The organism is Pontibacter ummariensis, assembly GCF_900188175.1.
Taxonomy (GTDB): Bacteria; Bacteroidota; Bacteroidia; order Cytophagales; family Hymenobacteraceae; genus Pontibacter; species Pontibacter ummariensis.
Genome location: NZ_FZOQ01000010.1, coordinates 153,198 through 178,620, shown reverse-complemented (window position 1 = coordinate 178,620; position 25,423 = coordinate 153,198). Strand labels below are relative to the sequence as shown.

The following is a 25,423-nucleotide window of genomic DNA, read 5'->3' as shown; positions in this document are numbered from 1 at the left end:
ACGTGGCAGCTTTTAGAAACGAACCGGAAGAGTGGCAGCGGCTGGATTGGGCGATACTGCGCAACGGTTGGGGCCGTCTTTACTCCAAGCCCGATTTCCTGGTTGTGGATGTTTCCTGGCTCAGGCAGCGGCGGTACCGGGTGCTGGAGTTCGACTGTGCCACTTGGGCGGACGAGCAGGCCATGCACACGGACCTGAAGCAACGGTTCCGATTCGATGAAAGCTATGGAAACAATTTAGATGCACTGCGGGATGGTCTGGCTGACTATAATGTATTTGGCGCAGGCCTGGCAGTCGTGCTGCATCACTTTGATAAAGTAGAAAAGGAAACGGGGCAGGCGGTACTGGATGTACTGGCCGAAAACGCCCGTTTTCATTTACTCCTAGGAGAAAGAGTTCTGACGCTTGTACAGGTGGATGACCCCAAGGTAAATTATAAGCCGGTAGGCGGCATGCCGATTGCCTGGAACCCGCAGGAGTGGTCAAACAATAAAACAGAACAGTAAAACCTAAAACAGCAGCGGCGCTCCGGGAAGAGCGCCGCTGCTGTTTTAGGTAAAAGCACTTAGTATCTATGCGCTGGCATTGATCTTGTCCAATGCGTCCATGACTTCTTTCACATGGCCGCGGGAATTCTCTAGTAATTGCTTCTCTTCTTCGTTTAGCTGTAGCTCAATTATTTTCTCGATGCCATTCTTACCCAGGATAACCGGTACGCCCAAGTATACGCCATCAATGCCATACTCGCCTTCCAGTTTCACGCAAACCGGGAACACGCGGCGCTGATCTCGCACAATGGCCTCCACCATTTGGGCCGCTGCTGCGCCCGGCGCATACCAGGCGGAGGTACCCATCAGTTTTACCAACTCGCCACCGCCTGTCTTGGTGCGTTCAATGATCGCATTCAGCTTTTCTTCTTCAATCAGCTCTGTTACCGGGATACCGCCTACTGTCGTGTAGCGTGGTAACGGCACCATCGTGTCGCCATGGCCTCCCATTAGCACCGCCTGGATGTCTTTCGGGGACACGTTCAGTGCCTCAGCCAGGAAAGCACGGTAACGGGCTGTATCCAGGATACCGGCCATGCCCATGACACGGGTACGGGGCAGCTTAGAGGTCATGTGTGCCGCATAAGTCATCACGTCCAGTGGGTTCGACACTACAATGATGATGGCATCAGGCGAGTGTTTTACCACATTCTCCGTTACAGACTGCACAATGCCTGCATTGGTAGAGATCAAATCGTCGCGGCTCATGCCGGGCTTCCGGGGTAAGCCAGAGGTAATCACCACTACATCAGAGCCGGCTGTGCGGCTGTAGTCGTTTGTTACCCCCACAGTGCGGGTGTCGTATAAGTTGATAGGGGCTTTCTGCCAGATATCAAGCGCTTTGCCCTCAGCAAAACCTTCTTTAATATCCACTAGAACTACTTCGTTCGCAATTTCGCGATAAGCCAGTACATCAGCGCACGTGGCACCAACATTACCTGCTCCTACTACAGTTACTTTCATTATCGGATATGTTTTTATGGTTTGAGAATCAGTTGTCTACTATAAATCTAGGAATTAAACTAAATATAAGCTATTCCAGATATATATTCTTTCAGAACGAGGTAAAGGACGGTAGCCATGTTTGATTCGGGACTTCCTTTGCCTGAAGACTTGTTGTTACTCGGGTTTGCGCTGAACGGTTATTTCCACCACCTGCTGTGTTTTGTCTGTTACCTTAAAGCGGTTATCGAGGCGCTGGCCCACGACCCAGGCAATCGACTGGTCAGACACTAGTACCAGTGTTTGCCCCTTAAGGTTAGCCGGAACCTTCTTGTCTATTAAAAAATCGCTGATCTTCTTTTTGCCGTTCATACCCAGTGGCACAAACCAATCGCCCTCCTGCCAGGTCCGCAGCTTTAGCGGGAAGTTTAACTGACCGGCATCCAGCGCAGCTATATGCGGTTTGGTCCGGAGCTTGTACTGGTCAGCGTCAACGTACCGAAGTGTAAACAGATAATTTCCTGCTTCCACGGTTGTGTCTCCTTGCTGTAAGAGTATGCTGCCGAAGCTGCTCAAGTCCTTTGGGGTGATAACCAGTTGGTCGCGGTCTTTTACAAGCGTGTGGGTAGGGGAGTGGAACTGCTTACCCGGCTGGCCATCTAGCGCCTGTACCAGTTCCAGCACCACGCTGTAGCTGAAGTTGTAGGGGCGCAGCAGCTCGTGCAGCACAACGGGCAGCCCGGTGGCATTTTGCAGCGGGGTAAGCAGCAGGAACGCTACGTTGTCGCCCTCTTTTAGGCTTTGCCCGCGCAGTTGCTCAATATAGGACTTTACAATGGCTTCAGCGTGGCTTACCCTTTCGGCTGTCTGCTGCATTGTCTCTTCCAGGCTAGGGTTGATTTCCTTGAGTACCGGAATTACCTCATGCCTGATCTTGTTGCGCTGGTACTTGGTGGTTTCGTTTGAGCTGTCTTCGCGCCAGACAAGCTGTTGGGAGGTCACCAAGTCATATATCTCGTCTTTTGTAACGGAAAGCAGTGGTCGGATGATATGGCCGTTTTTAGGGGGGATGCCGTGCAGCCCGGCAATACCGGTACCTTTGGTCAGGTGCAGCAATATTGTTTCGGTAGTGTCGTTGCTGTGGTGGGCAGTGGCAACGTAGTCGTAGCCTTCCTGCTGGCGCACCTGCTCAAACCATTGGTAGCGCAGGGTGCGGGCCGCCATTTGGGTAGATACCTTTTCCTGTTCGGCAAAAGCACTGGTGTTAAAGTTTTCGCTAAAAAAAGGGACGTTATACTTTTTGGCCAGCTTTTTGACGAATACCTGGTCAGCCTCGGCTTCCTCGGCACGCAGCCCGAAGTTGCAGTGGGCAATGGCGAAGGTGTATTTGAGTTGATGCAGGACCTCGCAGAGCACCATGGAGTCGATACCACCGCTAACAGCGGCCAGTATTTTACTGTCCGGTTGGCAAAGGTTATGAGATTGGATAAAGCCTGAAACTTTCTGTAGCATAGGGCAGCGGCTGGTAATTTTTTTCTAATTTTGAATGTTAATTTCCTGATGAAAGACCTTTTGGGTAAAGGAAGAAAGGCTTGTCTTTCTGCTGTCTTTTGTCCCGTCGTCTTTTGTCTTTTGTCTGATACTAAATGAAGGTTACAAAACTACTCTTTTCTCTTGTCTTCACCCTGCTCTCTGTTGCCGTTTTAGCCCAGCAGAAGCCCGCTAAGGAGGGGAAGGGGGAGAAAGTACAGTTGCAGGGTGCCAATGAGCTGATCGGCGGCGTCTTCAACGGACAGCGCATCGATAAGCTGATCGGTAACGTGGTGTTCAAGCAGAATGACGCCATATTGTATGCCGACTCGGTGTACCAGTACAAGGAAAAGAATGTGCTGGAGGCCTTTGGCAATGTCCGCATCAACCAGGCTGATACGGTAACAATCACGGGTAACCGCGCCACCTATGATGGCGATAAGCGCTCGGCCCAGATCAGCGGTAATGTGCTGATGCGGGACCCGAGTATGACGCTGACCACCCCCAGCCTTAACTACGACCTGAATACCCATACGGCTACTTATACGGAGGGAGGCACGATTGTAGACCCGGAGAACCGCCTCGAAAGCCGTCGTGGCTCTTATAATACGGATACCAAGGTGTTCGACTTTCAGCAGAACGTGAAAGTGTTTACCAAGGATTATAACATTACGGCCGAGAACATGAAGTACAACACCCTGACCAAGGTCGTGTACTTTCAGGGGCCAACCTTTATCAAAGGGCAGCAGGGCGACCTTTACGCTGAGGAAGGTACGTACAACACGCTGGAGAAGATTTCCCGCTTTGGGCGCAATGCCTATATCCTGACACCAGAGTACCGGCTGGGGGGCGATAAGCTGTACTATGATCAGAACACGGGCTACGGTTTTGCCGAGAAGAATGTGTCGCTGCGCTCCCTAAAGGATGACGTGACGATATACGGCCAAACCGGGCGCTACTGGCGCGAAAAAGGGGTGGCCAAAGTATACGGAAACCCTGTGATGGAAACCGTCATGGAAGGCGATACTCTGTACATGGCGGCCGATACGCTGATGTCGCGCGAGGCGAAGGCACCGGGCAAGCCCAGCATGATCTATGCTTGGCACGGAGTTAAGATCTACAAGTCAGACCTGCAGGGTGTCGCCGATTCCCTGAGCTACAACCGCACAGACTCTGTCATGCACCTGAACGTGAAGCCGGTGCTATGGAGCGATAAAAGCCAGTTAGTAGCAGACACAATTCACATCCAGATGCGCAACAAGACCATTGACCGGATGTACATGTACAGCAACGCCTTTATCTCGTCAGAAGACACTCTCCGGAACTACAACCAGGTGAAGGGGCGTGACATGACAGCCTACTTCAAGGAAGGGGATATCAGCCGGGTGAATGTGAACGGCAATGGCGAGAGCCTGTACTATGCCTTGGAAGGCGATACCCTGCTCACAGGCATGAACAAGTCCATCAGCAGCGACATGATCCTGAAATTTGCAGAGAATAAACTAAAGACGATCTCGTTCTTAGTGCAACCGGACGCCAACTTCATTCCGCCGCACGAACTGAAAGAAGAGATGCGAACACTGGAGGGCTTTGTGTGGAAGGCTGAGCAAAGGCCTACAAAACAACAGGTTCTTTCCAAAAAGTCCCCGGCAAAGCCAGCAGTGGCTCCTAAGCCAAAGCCTGTGGCGGCACAGGCAACGGGCAAAAAGGCAAAGCCCGCGAAAAAGAAAAAGTAGGCTGGGGCGTAGCAAGCCTGGCACTTTACAGTTTGTGTTTTGTAAATCAATCAGATATTCCATAATTTTGCCTGTTCATGAATAGAGGCTTTCTACATACCCTTGCATTATTTTGCTTGTTACTGCTGGTCAGTGGCTGTAGCAACTTTCAGAAACTGCTGAAGAGTAACAACGTTGCCGAGAAGTACAAGGCCGCGCTAGAGTATTACGAGGACGAGGATTACTACCGGGCCTCTCTGTTGCTGGACCAGGTGACTCCGCTACTGACAGGTACCGAGGATGCGGAAAAGGCTCAGTTTTATCAGGCCAAGTCGCACTACATGCAGGACAACTACATCTTGTCTAATGCGTATTTCCGAACGTTCTATACCACGTACCCACGTAGCCCTTTAGCGGAGGAGGCCATGTTCCTGCAGGCACTGTCGCTTTATGAGCAGTCGCCAAGCTTTGAGGAGGACCAGACACCGACGATCACGGCCATAGAGGCTTTGGAGGAGTTCCTGGTGCGCTACCCGAATAGCGAGCGTGCTGATGAAGTGAACAGGCTGATCGAGGGGCTGTACGTGAAGCTGGATAAGAAGGACTTTAACCAAGCACGCCTGTACTACAAGCTATTCAAATGGCGCTCGGCTGCGGTGGCCCTGAATAACTTTTTGCAGGAGCACGCCTCTTCGCCTTACGCTGAGGAAGCTGCTTTCCTGAGGCTAGACGCCCAATACCGTTTTGCACAGGAGAGCGTACTAAGCAAGCAGGAAGAGCGCTTTTTCGAGGCGATTGACTATTTCCAAAGTTTTGTAGATCAGTATCCCGACAGCCGTTACCGACGTCAGGCAGAGCAGATATACGACCAGGCACAGGATGCGCTGGAGAAAATAAGAAAATCTAAACAAGCGAATTCATAATTATAAACATATGGCAGCAGTTCCATCATCTATCGTTACCCGCAACATGGCCGACTTTGCAGAGCAAACCGGCAACATGTACATGTCTGTGGCTGTTATTTCTAAAAGAGCAAACCAGATCTCCGTTAAGCTGAAAGAGGAGCTGAACTCGAAGCTGGCTGAGTTTGCCACTACTGTAGATAACTTGGAGGAAGTGTTCGAGAACCGCGAGCAGATCGAGATATCCAAGTACTACGAGCGTCTGCCTAAGCCGACCAACCTGGCCATTGAGGAGTTCCTGGAAGGAAAGGTGTACGTTAGAAAACCAGACGAAGAAACACAGGAGGACATCAACCTGTAGTAAACAGGGATGTTGAAAGGTAAAAAAATAGTATTGGGAGTATGCGGGAGTATAGCGGCCTATAAAGCTGCTATACTTGTTCGCCTACTCATAAAAGCAGAAGCAGAAGTGCAGGTTATCCTGACTACTTCTGCTTCTGAGTTTATAACCCCTCTTACACTCGCCACCCTCTCTAAACGGCCGGTACTTAGCCAGTTTGTAAAAGACGAGACAGGTACCTGGAACAACCACGTGGACCTGGGTCTGTGGGCCGATGCCTTGGTCGTGGCGCCCGCCACCGCTAACACAGTTGCCAAATTTGCTAACGGCCTCTGCGATAACCTGCTCAGCGCTACCTACCTTTCGGCACGCTGCCCGGTTTTTGTTGCCCCGGCCATGGACCTGGACATGTACCAGCACCCGGCCGTTCAGCATAACTTCAGGAGGCTGCAGGGATTCGGGAACCGCATTATTGAAGCTGGCTACGGTGAGCTGGCAAGTGGCCTGGTAGGGCAGGGGCGTATGGCAGAGCCAGAGGAGATCGTACAGGTGCTTCAGAATTTCTTTGAAGGTGACAGAAAAATCGTTTAAAGGCAAAACAGTACTGCTGACGGCAGGGCCTACACACGAACCAATCGACCCGGTGCGCTTTATCGGGAACCACTCTACCGGTAAAATGGGTTACGCATTGGCAGAGTGTTTTGCCGCGCATGGGGCCACTGTGCAGCTGGTGTCCGGGCCGACTAACCTGAGTGCACAGCATGCCAACATTATCGTAACGCCTGTTACGTCGGCAGATGAAATGTATGCCGCTGTGTCACAAAAGGCGGATGCTGCGGATATTCTGGTGTTTGCCGCTGCTGTGGCTGATTATAAGCCTAAAGTGGTGGCCGAAAAAAAGATAAAAAAAGCAGGCGACGAGCTGACGATAGAGCTGGTAAAAAACGTTGACATTGCAGCGGCCTTGGGCAAACAAAAGAAGGCAGGGCAGTTTTCGGTGGGCTTTGCCCTGGAGACGCATGACGAGAGCGCCAATGCCCGGGAAAAGCTCCGCAAGAAAAACTTAGACATGATCGTGCTGAACTCCCTGAATGACCCGGGGGCAGGTTTCAGGCACGACACGAATAAAATTACGGTTATTGAGCAGGACGCCACCACAGCCTTTGAGCTAAAGCCAAAGACGGAGGTGGCGCAGGACATCGTCAACCTAATCTGGGAACGAATACAATGAAAAAGAGAGTACTTGTTTGGCTAATGTTGTTTGCTGTAGCCTGGGCCGCGCAGGCGCAGGAGTTGCAGTGTGAGGTAGTAGTAAACAGCCAACAGGTACAGTACACAGACCGGCAGTTGTTTGCAGACATGCAGAACCGCATTTCGGAGTTTATGAACAACCGCCGCTGGACAGACCAAGCCTACCGGCCTGAGGAGCGCGTGCAGTGCCGCCTGCTCATTAACCTGACGGAGATGCCCGAGATTGGTACGTTTAAAGCCAATGTGCAGGTCGTATCGGTACGGCCCGCTTATGGCACGGGCTACTCTTCCACGCTTTTCTCTTTCATAGACAAGGACTGGACCTTTCAGTTTAACAGTGCCCAGCAACTCGATTATTCCGATAACAACTACTCCTCCAATTTGTCCTCCATGCTGGCCTTTTACGCCTATATGATCATTGGCATGGACAATGACAGCTATGGCCGCTTAGGAGGTGCTCCGGCTTTTGACAAGGCAAGAGCCGTGTTAAATCTGGCTGCTTCGCAAGGGGCCGGCTACCCGGGCTGGAAAGCCTTTGATGGCAACCGCAACCGCTACTGGATGATTGACAACCTGCAGGACCCCCAGTTCCTGCCTTACCGGGAGGCTATATATAACATGCACCGCCAAGGCCTGGATGTAATGGCAGAAAACCCGGAAAAAGCACGGGAGACAGTGCTGGGCGTGTTGCAGAGCATTCAGGCGCTACAGCAACAAAAGCCAAGCGCAGCCATTATCCTGTCTTTCTTCGACGCTAAGTCCGTTGAACTGGTGAACATGTTCAAAACAGCTGCTCCGGCTCAAAAGCAGCAGGCCTACTCCATTCTGTCGCAGACGGACCCTACCAACAACAGCAAATATGAGGTTTTGCTAAAACGCTAAAATTTTTAGAATCTCAGAGAAAGAGTGTAACTTCACGGTGGCATAAATCGCTGTTGTGTGTATACTCTTAGCCGCATGGGAAAGCGCCAGATCCGCATTTTCAGAAAAGACCTTTTACAGCATAACCTCGAGCTGTTGCAGCGGCCAACCGTGCAGGTGGTCTTACGCAACAGAGTGGTGCTAACCGGTGTGCTTAGAGCAGTAGACCCGGCTGGCCTACAGTTGCAGGACCAGCGCTTCCATCGCCATACCATGCCCATGGAAGAGGTAGAGGAGGTGATCTACGACATAGAGGCGGCTTATTAAAGTGGGAAGGGAAGGCGTTTAGCTAAACTTTGCCGCTACATTTTCTGTAAATTTCATACTTCAAAATAGAGCTCAATTAACGAACTTTAGCATAGGCAAAAGTCTTTTCCTTATGGCTTTCGCCTTGTATTGTATATATGCTGATAGATCTTAAAATAAAGAATTATGCCCTGATCGAGAAGCTGGAGATGAATCCGTCTCCGGTACTCAATATCATCACGGGTGAGACAGGGGCCGGTAAGTCCATTATGCTGGGGGCTATTGGTTTGCTGTTAGGCAACCGCGCTGACTCTAAGCTCTTGTTTGACCAGGAGCAGAAGTGCGTGATCGAGGGGGTTTTTGATATTTCCTCTTACAACCTGAAGGAGCTTTTCGCTTCGGAGGACCTGGACTATGACAAGCAGTGCATTCTGCGCCGGGAAATTAGCCCGAGTGGGAAGTCGCGCGCCTTCGTAAATGATACGCCCGTTACCCTGGATGTGATCCGAAAGGTGGGCGAGAACCTGATGGATATTCACTCGCAGCACGACACGCTGCAGTTGGGGGACACGAGTTATCAGCTGAACATCCTGGACGTGTACGCCGGTAATACCTCGCTGGACATCTATGCCGGAAACCTGTCGTACCTGAAAGCTTATCACGACACGTACCGGAAGTATAAAAAGCTGGAGAGCGATTATAGGAAGCTGACGGACCAGTTAGCTCAGGCCCAGAAAGAACTGGACTACAATACCTTTTTGCTAAACGAGCTGGAAGAAGCGAACCTGCAGGCAGGCGAGCAGGAAGAGCAGGAAGAGGAGCTAAAGCAACTGGAGAATGCCGAGGATATCAAGCTAAAGCTCACGCAGGCGGTACAGTCCCTCACAGAATCGGAGTTCAACATTATTTCCGCCCTGAAAGATACGGCACATCTGATCGGGCAGCTGGCCTCTTTCTCCAGTAAGTACGAGGACCTGCGCAACCGCACGGAGAGCTGTATGATTGAACTGGGGGATATTGCCGGCGAACTGGAAGATGCAGAACGTAAAACAGAGGCAGACCCGCAGCGCACGCTGGAAGTACAGGAGCGCCTGAACATGATCTATACCCTGCAGCGCAAACACCAGGTACAATCGGTGGAGGAATTGCTGACACTGCAGGAAGAGCTGGAAGGAAAGGTTGGTAGTGTATTGAACCTGGATACAGCGATCGCCAACACCGAGAAAGCGATGAAAGCAGCGGAAAAAGAGGTGCTGGAGAAAGCGACAGTATTGTCGGAACGAAGGAGGAGCTCCTTTGGTAAATTCGAGTCTGAGCTTTATACCTTGTTAGCGGAGTTGGGAATGCCGAATGCGCGCATTGTGATTCAGCACAACGAAACCGCACCATCTGCCACGGGTACAGACGAGATTAACATTCTATTCAGTGCCAATAAGGGAGCACAGCCGCAAACCCTGATCAAAGCAGCCTCAGGGGGGGAATTCTCGCGCCTGATGCTCTGCGTGAAGTACATGTTGGCGGATAAGACCGCTTTGCCAACTATCGTGTTCGACGAGATTGACACAGGTATATCCGGTGAGGTGGCCGTGAAAGTGGGTAAGATGATGCAGCAGATGGCCCAGAAGCACCAGATCATCGTGATCTCACACCTGCCGCAAATGGCTGCGCAGGGCGATACGCATTACTTTGTGTATAAGGAGGATACGCCGGAACGTACCATCAGCCGCGTGCGCAAGTTAAGCGAACAGGAGCGCGTGAATGAGATTGCCCATATGATTGCAGGGGCAAACCCGAGTGCGAGTGCCTATGAAAGTGCCAAGGAGTTGCTTTCACTGTAAATTGTAATTGCTATATTGCTGCCATTTTCCGGGCTACCGGAAAAGACCTGGTATTGCAACAAACAAATAACAAATAAAGACATGTCTTACAATTTGCTAAAAGGAAAGAAAGGTATCATTTTCGGAGCGCTCGATGAGAAATCCATCGCCTGGAAAGTGGCAAAACGTGCCCACGAAGAAGGTGCTGAGTTCGTACTGACCAATGCGCCGCTTGCCATGCGTATGGGAGAGATCAAAAGGCTGGCAGAAGAGTGTAATGCAGAAATTATCCCTGCTGATGCTACCTCTGTGGAGGACCTGGAGAACCTGTTCACCAAGTCACAGGAAATCCTGGGCGGCAAAATAGACTTCGTGCTGCACTCTATTGGTATGAGCCCGAATATCCGCAAAGGCAAGTCTTACGGTGATTTGAACTACGAATGGTTCCTGAAGACTTTGGACATCTCTGCCTTGTCTTTCCATAAAGTAATGCACGTGGCCGAGAAACAGGATGCCCTGAATGAGTGGGGTTCTGTCGTGGCCCTGTCTTATATCGCCGCGCAGCGTGTGTTCCCGGACTATACGGACATGTCGCAGGCAAAAGCGGTGCTGGAGTCTATTGCCCGTAACTATGGCTATCGCTTAGGAAAGCTGAAGAAGGTGCGCGTAAACACCATCTCCCAGTCTCCAACTAAAACAACAGCCGGTACAGGCGTAGGCGGCTTCGATGCCTTCTATGACTATGCAGATAAAATGTCGCCTTTAGGCAACGCTTCTGCCGAGGCCTGTGCTGACTATACCATTTCCCTGTTCTCTGACCTGACGAAGATGGTGACGATGCAGAACCTGATGCACGATGGCGGCTTCAGCAGCATGGGTATCTCCGAGGATATTGTGGACATGATAAGCAAGTAAGAATTTGAAAATTTGGGGTGAGAAGATTTGAAAGTAAACTCTCGCATCTTCTTAGAGCATAAACAGAAAGGCCTTTGCTGTTAAGTTCAGCAAAGGCCTTTCTGTTTATTGAGGGTAATTTCCACATCTCTAAATCCTCAAATCTCCAAATTCTAATCCTCCTCCCGGTGCGCGGTGTTAATATCAAAGGCTGGGATACACACAGACCAATATTCAGTTTCTTCGTCATAAGGATTAGAGTAGCGGATACGCGCACCTGCCTTGATCAGGATTGTCTCGCCGGTGCCTACTTCCACTTCTTCCCCATCTATCTCTATGAGTTTGCGGCCACGGGTTACGATCGTGATTTCATCGAACTCCGGGTTCTGGTGCGGTTCGCTCCATTGCGGCGGGGCAATCATGTGCGCCACGCTAAAGGCACCCGTTTGCGTGGAAGCATGCCCGAAGTGCTCCTCGATCAGCTTGCCGTCGGTAGTGGGCACCCGGAAAGGCTTGGTCTGTTTAACGTATTTCTTCTCGCTCATTTTATTGCCTGTTAACTGGTTTACATCACATGCTTACTGGGCTTCGCTACAGGAGCCCAAGGTATAGGAGGTAACTCCTGCCTTCTCGGCCATGCAGGCGTTGCTATAGGTTTCCCCGTTACAACCGCACACGGGTTCATACTGCATGCTACATACTGCCTCTACATTTATTTTAGCAAAGTCGATGCAGGTAGTCTTGTTTGCGTCTTTTCGTGCACAGGAACCTGCCCCTAAAAGCAGGAGGACAAAGATGCCTAACGTAGTTTTGTTCATGGTTTTAGTTCGTGTAAATGGGCTTTATGGTACACCAGGCTGCATAAGGTGCTAGCCTTGCTAACTTAGCACATCTACAGCCGTATGTATTTTAGAAACGTAAAACTATATATATAAGGACAGAAACAGGCTACAAATTACTGTGCTGTTTTTATAAAAAGTACCTGAATACGACAATAGTAAAACTATGAAGAAAATGGACAGCTTTAAAACAGATAACTTTAACTTACAACTAGGCAGTTTTAACAAGGATAACGGCAAGATCTTGCTGGCCACACTGGCCGGTATAAGTGCCGGAGTGGTAGCAGGGATACTCATGGCACCCAGCAGCGGTAGAGCCACCCGCGATAGCCTGACGCGGAGCCTCTCCAAAGCCGGAGACGAGCTGAACGGAACAGTAAAGCGCTGGACCGAAAGCCTGAAATTGGGCGGAGGGCAGCGCAGTGATGACGAACTCGTGCTGCATGGCTCCTGGGAGGATGTGAAAAGCCAGCTCAGAAGAAACTATGACGACCTAACGGATGAGGACCTGGATTACCAGCAGGGAAAGGAGCATGAACTCTATGATCGCCTGCAGCGGCGCCTGGGTAAGACAAAGGACGAGATCGTGCGCCTGATCTCCGAGCTGTAGGTCTCGTGTAGCAGGCTGGCATTAAAAGCTTAGCTAAGACTGCTTGCTAAGCTTTTTTTGTACGTTTAACCCTGCTATAATAGAAATCCGTTGTATAGAGATAACTTAATGCACGCCTTGATCGTTACTTTAAAATCAGTAACTTGTAAGAAATCAAAACATAATAAATTTATAACCGACAAAGACTATGAAAGACAATAGCGGAAAAGTTTTGCTAGCCCTTTTGGCTGGTGCTAGTGCAGGTGTTGTGGCAGGTTTGCTAATGGCACCAGACACTGGTGAGACTACGCGCGGTAGTGTTAAGAAGTGGGCCAATAAAATGAGCAAAGACCTGGAGAAGAACCTGCAGGCTGGCTTAGAGGAAATTAAAAAAATGAGCAATAAGGGCGGTCAAGGCAACAGTGGTGGCGAAGGCTCTGGAGCAAGCGCATCACAAGGCTCAACCGGTGGCGCTGCAACCACAGGCGGCGGCTCTACGACTGCAAGTAGCGGAGCAACAGGCGGCAACAACACAGGCGGTACTACCCCTGGCGGCAACGTTTAATACCGAAAGAAGATACAATAGATGATAGACCAGGCAAGTAGCCCTTGATGCAGGGCTTTGCCTTTGTCTCTGTACCTGCAGATGCGCCTGTCCCTCACCGGATTGGCGCATTTCTGTGCTTTAGGGAGGATAGTTAACCTAAACTTTCCTCTTTCGTTAACTAATTTGTAACGCCCCCTTAGTGGCTTACTGGTATATTTTACTCAAAAAGGAAAAGAGAAACTATGAAAACACGAATGGAAAGCAGAACGCTGGGAGAAAGCAAGTCAACCTTTAGCAACATTGCTACTATCCGCCAAACAAAGCAACACGGAGAGTATTCGAAAGACCAAAAAAGCACTAGTGGAGGAGGAGCAGTAACTATGAGCTTGCTGGTTGGCGCTGGCGCTGGTATTCTGGCAGGTCTGCTTCTGGCACCCGAAAAAGGACAGGATATGCGAAAGCGAGTGACCGACTCAGCCACTAAGCTCGGGGATCAGGCGAATAAAGGCCTTGCAGCTGCTAAAGTGAAAATAAGCAGTTTAACGAAGAAGTCTGGTGGCGAGCAGTCTGATCAGTCGGATGGCAGCATGAGCGGCACAACTCCTCCTGCGCCTGCTATGGGAGAAGCGCCAGGCACTGTGCATAAAAGCCCGTACACAGACCCGAATAAGCACAGCGACAGTGAGGTAAAAAGCATGATCAACGACCCAAAAACACCCGGTGCTACAAACGGTCCAAGCATCCCTCCCAAGGTATAAGAGAGGATAAGCTTATGAACGCAAAAGCGCCTGCTATGTATAGCAGGCGCTCTCTTTTTATAGGTAAGACGACTACCTTATTTCTCCTCGTCTTTATTTTCCTGCTTCTCCGGCTTCATCTGCGGGAAGAACAACACGTCCTGTATAGAGTGTGAGTTGGTCATGATCATGCTCAGGCGGTCGATGCCGATGCCCAGGCCAGCTGTTGGCGGCATGCCGTACTCCAGGGCTCGCAGGAAGTCCTCATCCAGCACCATGGCCTCGGTATCGCCTCGCTTACCCAGCTCCAGCTGCTCTTCAAAGCGGGCGCGCTGGTCGATCGGGTCGTTTAGCTCCGAGAAGGCGTTACAGATCTCCTTGCCGTTGCAGATTGCCTCAAAACGCTCTACCAGGCCTGGCTTGCTGCGGTGCTTCTTGGCCAGCGGGCTCATCTCTACCGGATAGTCCGTAATGAAGGTCGGCTGGATCAGGTAAGGCTCACAGGTCTCACCGAAGATCTCATCAATGATCTTGCCTTTGCCTAGTGCCGGATCAATTTTAATACCAAGTTTCTCGGCTGTCTGACGCAGCTCCGGCTCTTCCATCTCAGAGATGTCGATCTTGGTGAAGTGCTCAATGGCCTCGAACATCGTAAAGCGCTTCCAAGGTCGCTGGAAGTTGATCACGTTATCGCCTACTTTCACTTCTGTGGTGCCGTGCAGGTCCATGGCTACTTTCTCCACCATTTCCTCTACCAGGTCCATCATCCAGTTGTAGTCTTTGTAGGCAACATAAAGCTCTACCTGTGTAAACTCCGGGTTGTGGAAACGGCTCATGCCCTCGTTACGGAAGTCTTTCGCAAATTCGAACACTCCGTCAAAGCCACCTACGATCAGGCGCTTCAGGTACAATTCATTGGCAATACGCAGGTACAGCGTCATGTCCAGCGTGTTGTGGTGCGTTTTAAACGGACGGGCCGCCGCACCACCGTACAGAGGCTGCAGGATAGGAGTCTCTACTTCCAGATAGCCTTGGTTTGTCAGGTACTGGCGCATAGAGTTCACCAACTGCGTACGCTTTCTGAAGGTCTCGCGTACGTGCGGGTTTACCACCAGGTCCACGTATCGCTGACGGTAACGTAACTCCGGATCGTTGAAGGCATCGTACACATGCTCTACGCCGTTCTCATCCACTTCGCGTTTTACGATAGGCAGCGGCTTCAGCGATTTAGTTAGCAGTTTCAGCTCTGTTACGTGCACCGAGATCTCGCCTACCTGCGTTACGAAAGCATAGCCTTTGATACCGATAAAGTCACCGATGTCCAGCATTTTCTTGAACACGGTGTTATACATGGTCTTGTCTTCGTCAGGGGCGATGTCGTCGCGCGACACATAAATCTGGATGCGGCCTGTGCTGTCCATCAGTTCAGCAAAGGAGGCCTTACCCATCACGCGGCGGCTCATCATACGGCCGGCCAGGCTTACTTCCTGATAGTTATTTTTTTCCTTATCGAAGTTTTCCTTTATCTCTTTGGCAGTAGCAGTAACTTCAAATAGCTCGGATGGATAAGGGTTGATCCCCATTTTCTCCAACTCTTCGCGCTCATGACGTCTGCGTAGTTCCTGTTCGCTCAGTTGCATGCGATATCTTTACTATAAGTGTATGTTATATAACAAACTGCAAAATTCGGAAATAATCAGCAGCTTTTAAAAGGTTAATTGCGATTTAACGTTGAACGGCTTCAGTGTTTGTTTGCTGACTCCGCTAGTGGCGTTATGCGCTGAGCACTATGCTTATAGGGCTCTCCATCTTAAAGTAGAAAGGCTCCTGGCGGGTATACCGCAGGAGCCTGGCATGTTATAACAGAGAAGCAAGCCTGCCTTAGGCGGCAGTACCAAGCCGGTAGTCCTCCTCTCCAAAGAGCGGTTTCACCTTCTCTTTTAAGCGGGCAGCCACAAAAGAGTTTTTCAGGTACTCCGGTAGCTCTTTCACAAAAGACTCGTACTGCTGTACGCCCATGGCCTGGGCCACGTAGCACTCATGCACGCCGTTCAGGTAACTCACGATCTGGAGCAGCGACTCATGGAACAGCTTAAAGTCGATCTCCGCCTGTACAAAGCGCTCAATCTCCCGGTGAGAGGAAGAGATGCGCAAACGGGACATCAGGTCGAAGATGGTGGTGTACCCGATCCGCCAGGTCAGTTGTTGCCAGTGCTGGGCGCTGAACTTTTGCAGTACCTCTCCGCTACGGGCACTTCGGATAGCTGTGGCGGAGTTTGCCTGTACCTGCTGGCGGATGGCTTTTGCCTTCTGCCGGCGGGTAGTGCGCAGGAACTGCCCGATCTGGGCCTGTGCCTCCAGTTCTTTGCCGGCAATCTGTAAGCCGGGTTTATAGTGCGCCAAGGGCAAACGACGAATGTTGAAGTCATCATAATGTCCGGCGGCGTAAAAACTGATCGCTTGCGGGTAAGCATTCTTTACCACCAGTCGTCCTGCCTCGCGCAGTATCCAGGCTTCGTTGTTGGTCTTTATTCCGCGGGTATGCAGAAAAGCCTGAAGTCCCGCAAAAATAGCGTAGTAAGCCTGCGGAAAGGTCCAGTGCAGGGCATTGCGCATATACGTCTCATCACCCAGTTGGGCCGTGGAGCGCAAGGCGTACTCCGTGCTCCAGCTGTTCAGTAACAGGCGCTTTACTTCTTCCACCTCCTGTTCGTTCAGCTCGGGCTTAGCTTCCTTAAAGAAAGCCAAGTTCTCAATCCCGTCTGTAGGGAAGTGCTGGATATGGTAACTGATGGCAAAGAAGTAGTTTAGAAACACCTGTCCTGCAATAGACTTTTGCCAGTCCTTGTCGTCCTGTTGCTGCTCTTCAGGGTGTATGGAAAACACGTTTTCTTCTTCTTTCTCTTTCATATATAGAGAACAATCCAGCGGCTACATCAGTTGCAAAAAGCTCGCTTATTTACAGTGTTTTAGTGTTTTTAATTATTTGATAAACAAGTAGTTGTGATTTAAATGGTAAAATAATTAGTAGTGTAATAATGATGTGCTAAAAAGTTTAGGTTTTGTTGTCTGGTGCCTTGAGAAAGGACATGTTAAAAGAAAGGAAAACATAACAGCAATCCTTTTGAAAGAGTAAAAGAGGAGCGTAAACAAGTCGCTGAAAAATGGAGCTGTCTTATATCATCAACGAACTAGGGGAGGAGCGTGAGCACTACTTTAATGCTGTGGCGCCGCCCGTTATTCAGTCAAGTAACTTTGCCCTGCGTACAGTGGCGGAGTTCAGGCGCAAGATGCAGCGCGAAACCGAGGAGTATCTTTATTCCCGTGGCAATAATCCTACTGTAACAATATTGGAAAAGAAGATGGCGGCCCTGGAGGGGGCAGAGCACGCGCTAGCCTTTAGCAGTGGCATCGCGGCCATTGCAGCCGCGGTTCTATCGCAGGTAAACGCTGGTGATCATGTCGTATCTGTCCGGCATCCCTATCATTGGGCTGACTCCCTCATGCGCAAGTTCCTGCCCCGCTTTGGAGTAGAGGTAAGCATGGTAGACGGTACCGATATCGCTAGCTATAGGGAAGCGATCAAGCCCAACACCAAACTCCTGTACCTGGAAAGCCCCAACTCCTTCACCTTTGAGCTACAGGACTTAGGGGCTGTAGCAGTACTAGCCAAAGAACATAATTGCACCACCATCATCGATAACAGCTTTGCCAGTCCCCTGCACCAGCACCCACTTAAGTTAGGCATTGACCTGGTGGTGCATTCCTGCACCAAATACATTGGTGGGCATTCAGATGTCATGGGAGGGGTGGTCTGTGGGGCACGCGAGATGATCAATAAGATCTTTATGCGGGAATATATGACCTTGGGAGCTGTGCTCTCCCCGCATGATGCCTGGCTCTTCATCCGGGGACTGCGTACCCTGCCTGTACGCATGGAGCGGGTAGCCGCCTCTGCGCGCCAGGTGATCGCTTATTTGGAGCAGCATCCAAAGGTAGAGAGGGTTCTGTTCCCCTTCCTGGCCTCGCACCCGCAGCACGATCTTGCCCTGCAGCAGATGTCGAACAACTCAGGCCAGTTCTCCATACTGTTAAAGGCAAAGAGCTTAGAGGAGGTAGAGCGCTTCTGCGATAGCCTACAGCACTTTTTGATGGCAGCTTCCTGGGGAGGACATGAGTCCCTGATCTTTCCGGTGGCAGCTACCTATGCCTCAGAGGAACACATATCCACATTGCCCTTTAACTTGGTTCGCTTTTATGTGGGCTTAGAGGATCCCGACTACCTGATCAAGGACCTGGAGCAAGCGCTTAGTAAGATCTAGAGTACCGTACTAGGTAGTACTTAACCAATTATATGTTGTATTACGTATATAATATAATGAGGTAGCTTGTTTCTTGATCTGTTCGTAACATATCCTATCCTATATATGGCTAAATTTGCGGCATGTATCAGGTGCTTACATGCCGGCAATCTGCCTTGCTCCTACCTCGGGGAGCGCCTGGTTCCTACTGCAATCAACCCAAATACTCTCTAATCCAACATTCTTTTCATGGTAAAACATTTACAAAAGCTACGTGCTCTTGTACTGGTCGGGCTGTGCCTTTTCGTCAGCAATAAGGTAAGCGGGCAGGCACAAGCGGTAACTTACCCTTACGTACAAAATTTTAATAACTGTACAGATGGCAGCAGCACTGTCGCCGGTGCCTGGACGCGGGTAAGCACAACCGGCGACGCCACCTGGAAATGCACCAGCTATGGGCTGAATAGCACAGGGGCTGTGGAAATGAACGGCTACGACAGCAATGCACGTGGAAGCGTGCCAAACGAAGACTGGCTCATATCCCCGGCATTTGACTTGACTGATTTGCCCAAGCCGCAGTTCTCCTTCTGGAGCGCCTCACGCTACCAGGGGCCGGCACTCAAACTGATGGTGTCCACGGCCTATACTGGGGATGGTATAATTGATCCTGCCAACTGGACAGAGTTAGCTGCAGATTTTCCTGCTGTTAATTCAGACGCTTGGGAGCAGACGAAGGTACTTTTAAGCGAGTACCAGGAGGAGGCAACTGTTCACCTGGCATTCGTTTATACATCCGGTAGCGGGTCGAATGCTGCCTCGCGCTGGATAGTGGACGATGTGGCTGTAACAGATGTAAGTCGGCTTCTGACAACACATAACACCGACCTTGACTTTGGAGACATTGCTGTGGGGGCTGCCTCTGCCTCTAGGGAGTTCACTTTTACAGCCGAAGGCTATGCACAGGAGGTGGTACTAACAGCACCAGAAGGATTTGAACTGTCTAAAGACAACGCGACCTTTTCCCGAACGCTTACCTACACTGCTGCGGAGGCAGCCGCTGCGAACACGGTATATGCACGCTTCGCCCCGGACACAGAGGCGGTGGCTGTAACAGGGCCGGTTACCTTTACAAGCGGTACAGTACTGAACGAGCAGCGTGGCATGCTGCGCGGGTCTTCCATCTTACGCGAGAATACCCTGGACATCGCCACGTGGAACATGGAGTGGTTCGGCTCCACGGGTAACGGCCCTTCGGACGAGGCACTGCAGTACGCTAACGCCAAAAAGGTAATTGCAGATTTAAAGGCAGACATTATCGGCGTGCAGGAGGTGTCGGACGACGCAACGCTACGTAGGCTGGCAGAGGAGTTAGGCTATGCAGTGGAACATATGCCTATGCCCTGGCAGTCGTACGATAACTACCAGCAGGTGTACTTCCTGTACAGGCCAGAGGTGGTTACGGTGAAGAAAGAGAAGGTGCTGCTTGCCAAGCTGTACGAAGACATAAAAGCGGGCAGAATTACCTTAACAGACTACCCAAACAACAACAGTGCTACTTTCTGGGCCAGTGGCAGGCTACCTTACCTGGTGCAGTTTGAGGCAAGCATCAACGGTGTGAAGCAAACACTGAACGTGGTGAACATTCACGCCAAAGCGAACAGTGGCGAGGATATAGAGCAGTACAACAGGCGCAAGTACGACCTGCAGGTGCTCAAAGACTCGCTGGATGCCTACTATGGAAACACCAACTTAGTGCTGTTAGGGGATTACAACGACGATATCGACATGTCAGTAGTGGGTACCGATAATCCATCTAGCTATGAGGCCTTTGTGTCCAGTGAGGCGTACAAGGCCCTGACGTATGAGCTTAGCGTGGCAGATGCCTTTAGCTATGCGTCTGGCTCGCTCAGAAGCTTCCTGGATCACATCATTATCACAGAGCCGCTGGTGGATAACTACCTGGAGGGCTCTGTGCAGGTAGAGGCACAGTTTGTGAACAGCATCGAGGATTACAGAAACACCACTTCAGACCACGTACCCGTTTCCGCCCGCTTCCGGTTACAGGCTAGTCCTACGGTTACTTTTGCAGAGGCAACGGCCACAAAAGGAGAAGCTGCCGGGGAATTTGACGTAATGCTGACACTTTCGGGGGCGCAGGAAGCAGCGCAGTCCATAAAGGTTGGTCTTGTGAGCGGTGCCACGGCCACAGCGGCAGATTATACAATTGCGGGTATGGAGGATGGGCACGTAACCCTCATGATTCCGGCAGGAGAAACAGAAGCAAGCTTCAGGGTAACTGTTCTGGACGATGCGGAGGTAGAGAGTTTTGAGGACGTAACGTTCCGGATCAGCAGTACAAGTGCTGCCCTGGAGGCAGGAGCGCAGCCAACTTACCGCCTGGTGATCGAGGATAATGACAATACAACAACCGGCATTGCAGATGCCACCAAGGGGCAGTTCCGGGTGTATCCTAACCCGGCAGAAAGTTACGTGCAGCTGTTATTGCCGGAACGGGTGGGCAAGCAGCAAAGCCTAAGCCTGGTGACGTACGCCACAGACGGTAAAAAGCTGCTGGAACTGGATGGCCCGCAGGAGCACGTACAGGAGGTGCTGAACAGCGAGGTTAAGCGCTTTAAAACAGGCCTTTACCTGCTTAAGGTAGTGGCAGGGAAGGAAGTCTTCCTGACACGGCTTGTGAAGCGGTAAAGAAACTGGCTTATAAACGCAAAGCGCCCCGCTATTTCTGTAGCGGGGCGCTTTGCGTTTATATAGCCTACATTTTGAGGAAAGGTAAAACCTGTAGGAGGCTCCTTTTGTAAAGGACTATAAAAAAAGAACAGAGATGAACATCGTAGACAGACCAGATATTGCCAACAATGCACACGCCAGCACATTGATTGGGGCAGGGCTTACCAGCTACTTCCTGAATGAAAGCAGACCGAAAACAGCGCTTATCCCACCTGTGGCCGGGGGAGCGCTCTTGCTGATGAGCCCCAGCCTGAAGAAAGGGGACAAAACGATTGCCCACGTGGCGGTGGGGGTAACCACCTTACTTGCCGTGATGACGGGTACTTTGCTTTCCAAAACCCTTGCAGACGCTAAGAAAGAGCAGCCTAAGTTTACGCCAGAAAAGCGCCAGCGCAGGGCTTCTGTATTTGGCCTGATGACACTGACAGGCATCGCAGCGATAAGCGTGTATGTGACAGGCTTTGTGGAAAAGCGGAAGCAGCAGGAGGGCTAGTTAAAAGCCTGCCGCTGCATCATCACCCCGCGGGTCGGCTCCAGCCTCCAACTCCCCCCCAGGAAGCACTAATATAGCGTCTACACGGCCATAAGGAGAGCGCTCCTGTAACTTATACCCTTTTTGCAACAGAGCGGCTCTAACGGCCGGAGAAAGCGCCTTAGGCTCTTGCTGTATCTCGTCTGGCAACCATTGGTGATGGAAACGCGGGGCAGCCACAGCCTCCTGCATCGTCATGTCGTGCTCCAGTACATTAAGGATTGCCTGGTACACCGAGGTGATGATCGTAGAGCCGCCGGGCGTTCCAACGACCATGAACAGTTTTCCGTCCTTTTCCAGAATGGTGGGGGTCATGGAACTGAGCATGCGTTTACCCGGTGCGATCGCATTTGCCTTGCCGCCCACCAGTCCAAACATGTTTGGTACCCCTGGCTTGGCGCTGAAATCATCCATCTCGTTGTTGAGCAGGTAGCCCGCTCCCTCTACTACTACTTTGGAACCATAGGCACCATTCAAGGTTGTGGTGACTGATACCGCGTTGCCGGCAGGGTCAACAACGCTAAAATGAGTTGTTTGGTCTGATTCGTACACGGGCAATGTACCTGCTTTAATAGCAGAGGAAGGAGTTGCCTGTGCTAAACTCATGCTGCTCATGCGCTCTCTGAGGTACTCCTCGTCCAGCAGTTCCTGTACCGGTACTGCTACAAAACCAGGATCACCCAGGTACTCGGCGCGATCGGCGTACACGCGGCGCTCTGCCTCTGTCATCACCTGCACGGTTTCAGTGCTCTGCCAGCCATTTTTGCTCAAGTTATAGGGCTCTACCATTTGTAACAATTGTAGCAAGGCGATACCGCCGCTGGAGGGGGGTGCCATCGAGATAACCTTGTAGCCTTTGTACTCGCCGGTTACAGGTTGCCGCCACACCGCTTTGTAGTTCTCCAGGTCCTGGTGCGAGATAATGCCTCCGCCACGGTTCATTTCTTCTACCAGCAGGTCGGCTGTTTCCCCGGCATAAAAGCCTGCCCGGCCCTTGTCGCGGATGCGCTCCAGGGTGCGGGCAAGGTCTGGGTGGCGTAAGGTGTCGCCGGTTTGCCACGCTTTATCGCGCACGAGGTAAGGTATATGTTTGTTGTTTTTAAGAAAGGCCGCTTGGGCTCTGTTTAGGCCATCTGCTTCTTTTTCCGTTAGCACTACACCATTTCTGGCCAGGTCGATGGCGGGTTGTAGCAGTTCCTCCCAAGGCAGAGAGCCAAGTTTATTATGCACCTGTACCATGCCGTCTACCGCACCGGGTACCCCTACAGCCAAATGCCCGTCAGTGCTCAGGCCGTCCACTACATTACCCACGCTATCCTGGTACATTGTTTCTACAGCAGCTCCAGGGGCTGTTTCTCTGAAATCAAGGGTACCTGTTTCCCCAGCGGCAGTGCGGTACACCATAAAGCCGCCTCCGCCGATGTTACCAGCTATCGGAAAGGCCACTGCCAGGGCAAATTGGGTCGCGATTGCCGCATCATACGCATTGCCCCCTTTACGCATGATCTCCATGCCGATGCGGGAGGCGTCGGGGTGCGCGGACACCACCAGGGCGCTGTCGGCTATCAAGCCCCTTTCGGAGGCGGTGACGTCGGCTTCTGTTGGCGCGGTAGTGCAACTGCTAAGCAGGGCAGGCAGTAAGGCAAACAGCAGCATACCTGCTCGTAAGGCCTGTAAAAAAGGGGCGCGGAGGGTGAACAACGGACGCTTTCGCATAGGGAGGGGGCTTTAACAAAGGGGTAATATAAAAAAGGCTGGCTATGTTTCATAGCCAGCCTTTTACTGATGCTTATTTAACTTTATTTTTTGAGGTCTTTGATAATGGAAACAGCTTCCTCTACATAGATGTCCTTTTTCAGGCTCTTTGTGAACTCTTTGCTGCGAGCTACCTTGGCTGTGTCTCCGTTCAGGGCATTTAAGTCTTGTTGGAGACGGGCTACATCCAGCACAGGCACTTCTTCCTGAGCCTCTTCAAAGCGCTTCGCTTCGGCCTCTGCCTTGCGCTCTTCGGCCAAGTATTTCTCCAGTTGCAGGGAGCGAACAGTATTGTCAGACTGCTTTTTCAGGCGCTGAGCGCTTTCCTCTACCAGCTGGAAGCTCTTATTGTTAGCGATTCTGTTCTTGCTGCTGGCCTGTACCTGTGCAATGTTCAGGTACTCTTGTGACAAAGGCTTATATTTGGCAGGAGCTATCTCATCAAAAGGAAGCGGGTATTCCTGCTCTTTTTCACCAAACTCCATATAGCTATAAGCATCCGGAAGGATGATGTCCGGGGTTACGCCTCGCAACTGGGTAGTACCCCCATTGATGCGGTAGAACTTCTGCGTTGTCAGCTTTAGAGCGCCAAAGGGCTTGTAGGTGTTGAACTGAGCCGGTAAAGCCTGATCCAGTTCGAAGAACTGCTGTACAGTACCCTTGCCGTATGTGGGGGTACCCACAATTACCGCACGGTTATAATCTTGCAGGGCAGCTGCCAGAATCTCGGAGGCAGAGGCACTGTTTGAGTTAACCAAAACCACAAGCGGGCCTTCATACTGTACCTGTGGGTCACGGTCTTCCAGCACTACTGCTTTGCCAGACGCTGTTTTTACCTGCACCACCGGGCCTTTGTCGATAAACAGACCCGCCATTTCGATCGCATCAGACAGAGAGCCACCACCGTTATTACGCAGGTCCAGCACCAGACCTTCCACACCGGCAGCTTTCAGCTTCTCTATCTCCTTTTTCACGTCAGCACCGCTGAAACGGCCATCTTTGTTCTCAAAGTCGGCATAGAAGCCTGGTAGCTTAATGTAGCCTATCTTCTGCTCATCGTTGATGATGGCTGACTGAGCATAAGTGTCTGCAAGCTCGATCACATCACGAACAATTGGAATTACTTCGCTGGTACCGTCTGGCTTCTTAACCGTCAGGCGTACCTCTGTTCCTTTCTTACCACGGATTAGCTGGATGGCATCATCTAAGCGCATGCCCTCCACTAAAACCGGCTCCTCAGTTCCCTGAGCTACTTTCTTGATCACATCGCCAGGCTTCAGGTCACCCTGCTTATAAGACGGGCTGCCTGGTACGATCTCCATTACCTTTATCTGGCCGTCCTTTTCCTGTAAAGAGGCTCCAATGCCTTCTAAGCGGCCAGTAAACTGGATGTCGAAGTTTTCCTTGTCCTTTGGAGGGAAATAGCTTGTATGCGGATCATACACATTGGTGATCGCATTGATGAAAGTGGCGCGACGGTCTTCACGGGTTGTTTCTGAAAGTCGGCGGTAAAGGTCATCGTAAGTTTTCATTAGCTTTTCGCGCGCTTCCTGTTCCATCTGCTCAAAAGACTTCTTCTCTACGTCCTCGCCGTTGGCAATCGCTTTCTCCTGCTCTTTCTGCATATCGGCCAGGCGAGACAAGGTCTGATACTTCAGCTGCTTGCGCCATGCCTCTTTCAGGGCCGCCTTGTCTTTGGCAAAGGTCAGCTTCTCCCCGTCCAGCTCAATCTCCTCATTTTTGGTGAAGTCGAAAGGCTTGGCCAAGATTTCCTTATAAAAGGCTTCGGACTCTTTAACACGCTGCTCAATCAGGTCGGCAGATACGTCAAAGAATTCCAGAGAACCTTGGCGCAGCTGGTCGTCCAGGGCTGTCTGGTATTTATTTAGCTTCGCCACGTCAGAGGCTAGCAGGAATTTCTTGTTAAAGTCAAGACGCTCCAGGTAAAGGTCATACACCTTTCTGGAAAAGGAGTCGTCTATTTTCTCTGGCTGATAATGTCCGGTACTCAGGCCTTGCATCAGGGCCTTGAGCAGGATCTGATTTTTCCCTTCTGGCGTGTCATTAACGCCATACAGGATAAAGGAACCTGTCAGCAGCACAACTGCCAGTACAGACATCAGTATTTTTATTCGGGTTGTCAATGATAGCATCTATTTAATAAGTTGAACTATGAATTAGTACGCAAAAGTAATGCCGCAGATAGGCAGCCTCCGAAAAACTTGTGCACCAAGACCGTAATGTAATATAAAAGTTTCTCAATTCATAC

Annotated in this window: 22 protein-coding genes and 1 pseudogene; 15 read left to right on the top strand and 8 right to left on the bottom strand. The window is 51.0% G+C overall.

Annotation, left to right across the window (positions count from 1 at the left end):
• Window positions 1-2 precede the first annotated feature (2 nt).
• Window positions 3-506, top strand: coding sequence for a barstar family protein (locus CHB92_RS12405; RefSeq protein WP_089319528.1), 504 nt, complete (start codon window positions 3-5; stop codon window positions 504-506).
• A gap of 66 nt (window positions 507-572) precedes the next feature.
• Here CHB92_RS12405 and mdh read toward each other — a convergent pair whose 3' ends face one another.
• On the bottom strand, window positions 573-1,511 hold the full coding sequence (gene mdh, locus CHB92_RS12400) for a malate dehydrogenase (protein ID WP_089319527.1): 939 nt from the start codon (window positions 1,509-1,511) through the stop codon (window positions 573-575).
• Window positions 1,512-1,667: 156 nt separating this feature from the next.
• On the bottom strand, window positions 1,668-3,002 hold the full coding sequence (gene tilS / locus CHB92_RS12395) for a tRNA lysidine(34) synthetase TilS (RefSeq protein ID WP_089319526.1): 1,335 nt from the start codon (window positions 3,000-3,002) through the stop codon (window positions 1,668-1,670).
• A gap of 134 nt (window positions 3,003-3,136) precedes the next feature.
• Between tilS and CHB92_RS12390 the strand changes: the two genes are divergently transcribed.
• The 8 genes and pseudogenes from CHB92_RS12390 to CHB92_RS12350 all read left to right on the top strand — a co-directional run bounded on the left by CHB92_RS12390 (window position 3,137) and on the right by CHB92_RS12350 (window position 11,127).
• Window positions 3,137-4,756 carry an OstA-like protein gene (locus tag CHB92_RS12390; RefSeq protein WP_089319525.1) on the top strand — a complete coding sequence of 540 codons (1,620 nt, stop codon included), beginning with the start codon at window positions 3,137-3,139 and terminating at the stop codon, window positions 4,754-4,756.
• Window positions 4,757-4,833: 77 nt separating this feature from the next.
• The gene (locus CHB92_RS12385) at window positions 4,834-5,658 is read left to right on the top strand and encodes an outer membrane protein assembly factor BamD (RefSeq protein WP_089319524.1); all 825 of its coding nucleotides are present in this window, start codon (window positions 4,834-4,836) and stop codon (window positions 5,656-5,658) included.
• A 10-nt stretch (window positions 5,659-5,668) separates the two neighbouring features.
• Window positions 5,669-5,998: a DNA-directed RNA polymerase subunit omega gene (locus CHB92_RS12380; RefSeq protein WP_089319523.1), complete on the top strand. Its 330-nt coding sequence runs from the start codon at window positions 5,669-5,671 to the stop codon at window positions 5,996-5,998.
• A gap of 9 nt (window positions 5,999-6,007) precedes the next feature.
• Window positions 6,008-7,208 (top strand): annotated as a pseudogene (gene coaBC / locus CHB92_RS26455) (bifunctional phosphopantothenoylcysteine decarboxylase/phosphopantothenate--cysteine ligase CoaBC).
• A complete protein-coding gene (porD, locus tag CHB92_RS12365; RefSeq protein ID WP_089319521.1) occupies window positions 7,205-8,110 on the top strand; it encodes a type IX secretion system protein PorD in 906 nt (301 codons plus the stop codon). The pseudogene coaBC and the gene porD overlap by 4 nt, the downstream one beginning before the upstream one ends.
• A gap of 75 nt (window positions 8,111-8,185) precedes the next feature.
• A complete protein-coding gene (locus tag CHB92_RS12360; protein ID WP_089319520.1) occupies window positions 8,186-8,416 on the top strand; it encodes a hypothetical protein in 231 nt (76 codons plus the stop codon).
• 137 nt (window positions 8,417-8,553) lie between these two features.
• Window positions 8,554-10,233, top strand: coding sequence for a DNA repair protein RecN (gene recN / locus CHB92_RS12355; protein ID WP_089319519.1), 1,680 nt, complete (start codon window positions 8,554-8,556; stop codon window positions 10,231-10,233).
• An 81-nt stretch (window positions 10,234-10,314) separates the two neighbouring features.
• Entirely contained in the window at window positions 10,315-11,127 is an 813-nt protein-coding gene (locus CHB92_RS12350) for an enoyl-ACP reductase FabI (protein WP_089319518.1), read from the top strand.
• 152 nt (window positions 11,128-11,279) lie between these two features.
• Here the strand turns inward: CHB92_RS12350 and CHB92_RS12345 are convergent, their stop codons facing one another.
• Window positions 11,280-11,651, bottom strand: coding sequence for a cupin domain-containing protein (locus tag CHB92_RS12345; RefSeq protein ID WP_089319517.1), 372 nt, complete (start codon window positions 11,649-11,651; stop codon window positions 11,280-11,282).
• Between the two features lie 33 nt (window positions 11,652-11,684).
• Complete coding sequence (locus CHB92_RS12340; protein WP_089319516.1) at window positions 11,685-11,924, bottom strand: Kazal-type serine protease inhibitor family protein; 240 nt, start codon at window positions 11,922-11,924, stop codon at window positions 11,685-11,687.
• Window positions 11,925-12,111: 187 nt separating this feature from the next.
• Between CHB92_RS12340 and CHB92_RS12335 the strand changes: the two genes are divergently transcribed.
• The 3 genes from CHB92_RS12335 (at window position 12,112) to CHB92_RS12325 (ending at window position 13,839) form a co-directional block, all read left to right on the top strand.
• On the top strand, window positions 12,112-12,555 hold the full coding sequence (locus CHB92_RS12335) for a YtxH domain-containing protein (protein WP_245842527.1): 444 nt from the start codon (window positions 12,112-12,114) through the stop codon (window positions 12,553-12,555).
• A 187-nt stretch (window positions 12,556-12,742) separates the two neighbouring features.
• Entirely contained in the window at window positions 12,743-13,099 is a 357-nt protein-coding gene (locus CHB92_RS12330) for a YtxH domain-containing protein (protein ID WP_089319515.1), read from the top strand.
• Between the two features lie 224 nt (window positions 13,100-13,323).
• Entirely contained in the window at window positions 13,324-13,839 is a 516-nt protein-coding gene (locus tag CHB92_RS12325) for a YtxH domain-containing protein (protein ID WP_089319514.1), read from the top strand.
• A gap of 77 nt (window positions 13,840-13,916) precedes the next feature.
• Here CHB92_RS12325 and lysS read toward each other — a convergent pair whose 3' ends face one another.
• Both lysS and CHB92_RS12315 read right to left on the bottom strand, forming a co-directional pair.
• Window positions 13,917-15,458, bottom strand: a complete 1,542-nt coding sequence (gene lysS, locus CHB92_RS12320) for a lysine--tRNA ligase (RefSeq protein WP_089319513.1) — start codon at window positions 15,456-15,458, stop codon at window positions 13,917-13,919.
• Window positions 15,459-15,699: 241 nt separating this feature from the next.
• The gene (locus CHB92_RS12315) at window positions 15,700-16,728 is read right to left on the bottom strand and encodes a hypothetical protein (RefSeq protein ID WP_089319512.1); all 1,029 of its coding nucleotides are present in this window, start codon (window positions 16,726-16,728) and stop codon (window positions 15,700-15,702) included.
• A gap of 254 nt (window positions 16,729-16,982) precedes the next feature.
• On the opposite strand from CHB92_RS12315, the gene CHB92_RS12310 reads away from it, so the two are divergent.
• The 3 genes from CHB92_RS12310 to CHB92_RS12300 all read left to right on the top strand — a co-directional run bounded on the left by CHB92_RS12310 (window position 16,983) and on the right by CHB92_RS12300 (window position 21,360).
• Window positions 16,983-18,140 (top strand): trans-sulfuration enzyme family protein, encoded by a 1,158-nt coding sequence (locus tag CHB92_RS12310; protein WP_089319511.1) that lies wholly within the window; start codon window positions 16,983-16,985, stop codon window positions 18,138-18,140.
• A 228-nt stretch (window positions 18,141-18,368) separates the two neighbouring features.
• Window positions 18,369-20,825: a T9SS-dependent choice-of-anchor J family protein gene (locus CHB92_RS12305; protein ID WP_089319510.1), complete on the top strand. Its 2,457-nt coding sequence runs from the start codon at window positions 18,369-18,371 to the stop codon at window positions 20,823-20,825.
• Window positions 20,826-20,961: 136 nt separating this feature from the next.
• Window positions 20,962-21,360: a hypothetical protein gene (locus tag CHB92_RS12300; protein WP_245842512.1), complete on the top strand. Its 399-nt coding sequence runs from the start codon at window positions 20,962-20,964 to the stop codon at window positions 21,358-21,360.
• On the opposite strand, the gene ggt is transcribed toward CHB92_RS12300, so the two are convergent.
• Both ggt and CHB92_RS12290 read right to left on the bottom strand, forming a co-directional pair.
• Entirely contained in the window at window positions 21,361-23,115 is a 1,755-nt protein-coding gene (gene ggt / locus CHB92_RS12295; RefSeq protein ID WP_245842511.1) for a gamma-glutamyltransferase, read from the bottom strand.
• 83 nt (window positions 23,116-23,198) lie between these two features.
• A complete protein-coding gene (locus tag CHB92_RS12290) occupies window positions 23,199-25,307 on the bottom strand; it encodes a carboxy terminal-processing peptidase (protein WP_089319509.1) in 2,109 nt (702 codons plus the stop codon).
• Window positions 25,308-25,423 lie beyond the last annotated feature (116 nt).

Excerpts from the sequence above, each read along its gene's own strand:
- mdh (WP_089319527.1), bottom strand. The coding sequence starts at position 1,511 with ATGAAAGTAACTGTAGTAGGAGCAGGTAATGTTGGTGCCACGTGCGCT.
- tilS (WP_089319526.1), bottom strand. The coding sequence starts at position 3,002 with ATGCTACAGAAAGTTTCAGGCTTTATCCAATCTCATAACCTTTGCCAA.
- CHB92_RS12390 (WP_089319525.1), top strand. The coding sequence starts at position 3,137 with ATGAAGGTTACAAAACTACTCTTTTCTCTTGTCTTCACCCTGCTCTCT.
- CHB92_RS12385 (WP_089319524.1), top strand. The coding sequence starts at position 4,834 with ATGAATAGAGGCTTTCTACATACCCTTGCATTATTTTGCTTGTTACTG.
- CHB92_RS12380 (WP_089319523.1), top strand. The coding sequence starts at position 5,669 with ATGGCAGCAGTTCCATCATCTATCGTTACCCGCAACATGGCCGACTTT.
- porD (WP_089319521.1), top strand. The coding sequence starts at position 7,205 with ATGAAAAAGAGAGTACTTGTTTGGCTAATGTTGTTTGCTGTAGCCTGG.
- CHB92_RS12360 (WP_089319520.1), top strand. The coding sequence starts at position 8,186 with ATGGGAAAGCGCCAGATCCGCATTTTCAGAAAAGACCTTTTACAGCAT.
- recN (WP_089319519.1), top strand. The coding sequence starts at position 8,554 with ATGCTGATAGATCTTAAAATAAAGAATTATGCCCTGATCGAGAAGCTG.
- CHB92_RS12350 (WP_089319518.1), top strand. The coding sequence starts at position 10,315 with ATGTCTTACAATTTGCTAAAAGGAAAGAAAGGTATCATTTTCGGAGCG.
- CHB92_RS12345 (WP_089319517.1), bottom strand. The coding sequence starts at position 11,651 with ATGAGCGAGAAGAAATACGTTAAACAGACCAAGCCTTTCCGGGTGCCC.
- CHB92_RS12340 (WP_089319516.1), bottom strand. The coding sequence starts at position 11,924 with ATGAACAAAACTACGTTAGGCATCTTTGTCCTCCTGCTTTTAGGGGCA.
- CHB92_RS12335 (WP_245842527.1), top strand. The coding sequence starts at position 12,112 with ATGAAGAAAATGGACAGCTTTAAAACAGATAACTTTAACTTACAACTA.
- CHB92_RS12330 (WP_089319515.1), top strand. The coding sequence starts at position 12,743 with ATGAAAGACAATAGCGGAAAAGTTTTGCTAGCCCTTTTGGCTGGTGCT.
- CHB92_RS12325 (WP_089319514.1), top strand. The coding sequence starts at position 13,324 with ATGAAAACACGAATGGAAAGCAGAACGCTGGGAGAAAGCAAGTCAACC.
- lysS (WP_089319513.1), bottom strand. The coding sequence starts at position 15,458 with ATGCAACTGAGCGAACAGGAACTACGCAGACGTCATGAGCGCGAAGAG.
- CHB92_RS12315 (WP_089319512.1), bottom strand. The coding sequence starts at position 16,728 with ATGAAAGAGAAAGAAGAAGAAAACGTGTTTTCCATACACCCTGAAGAG.
- CHB92_RS12310 (WP_089319511.1), top strand. The coding sequence starts at position 16,983 with ATGGAGCTGTCTTATATCATCAACGAACTAGGGGAGGAGCGTGAGCAC.
- CHB92_RS12305 (WP_089319510.1), top strand. The coding sequence starts at position 18,369 with ATGGTAAAACATTTACAAAAGCTACGTGCTCTTGTACTGGTCGGGCTG.
- CHB92_RS12300 (WP_245842512.1), top strand. The coding sequence starts at position 20,962 with ATGAACATCGTAGACAGACCAGATATTGCCAACAATGCACACGCCAGC.
- ggt (WP_245842511.1), bottom strand. The coding sequence starts at position 23,115 with ATGCGAAAGCGTCCGTTGTTCACCCTCCGCGCCCCTTTTTTACAGGCC.
- CHB92_RS12290 (WP_089319509.1), bottom strand. The coding sequence starts at position 25,307 with ATGCTATCATTGACAACCCGAATAAAAATACTGATGTCTGTACTGGCA.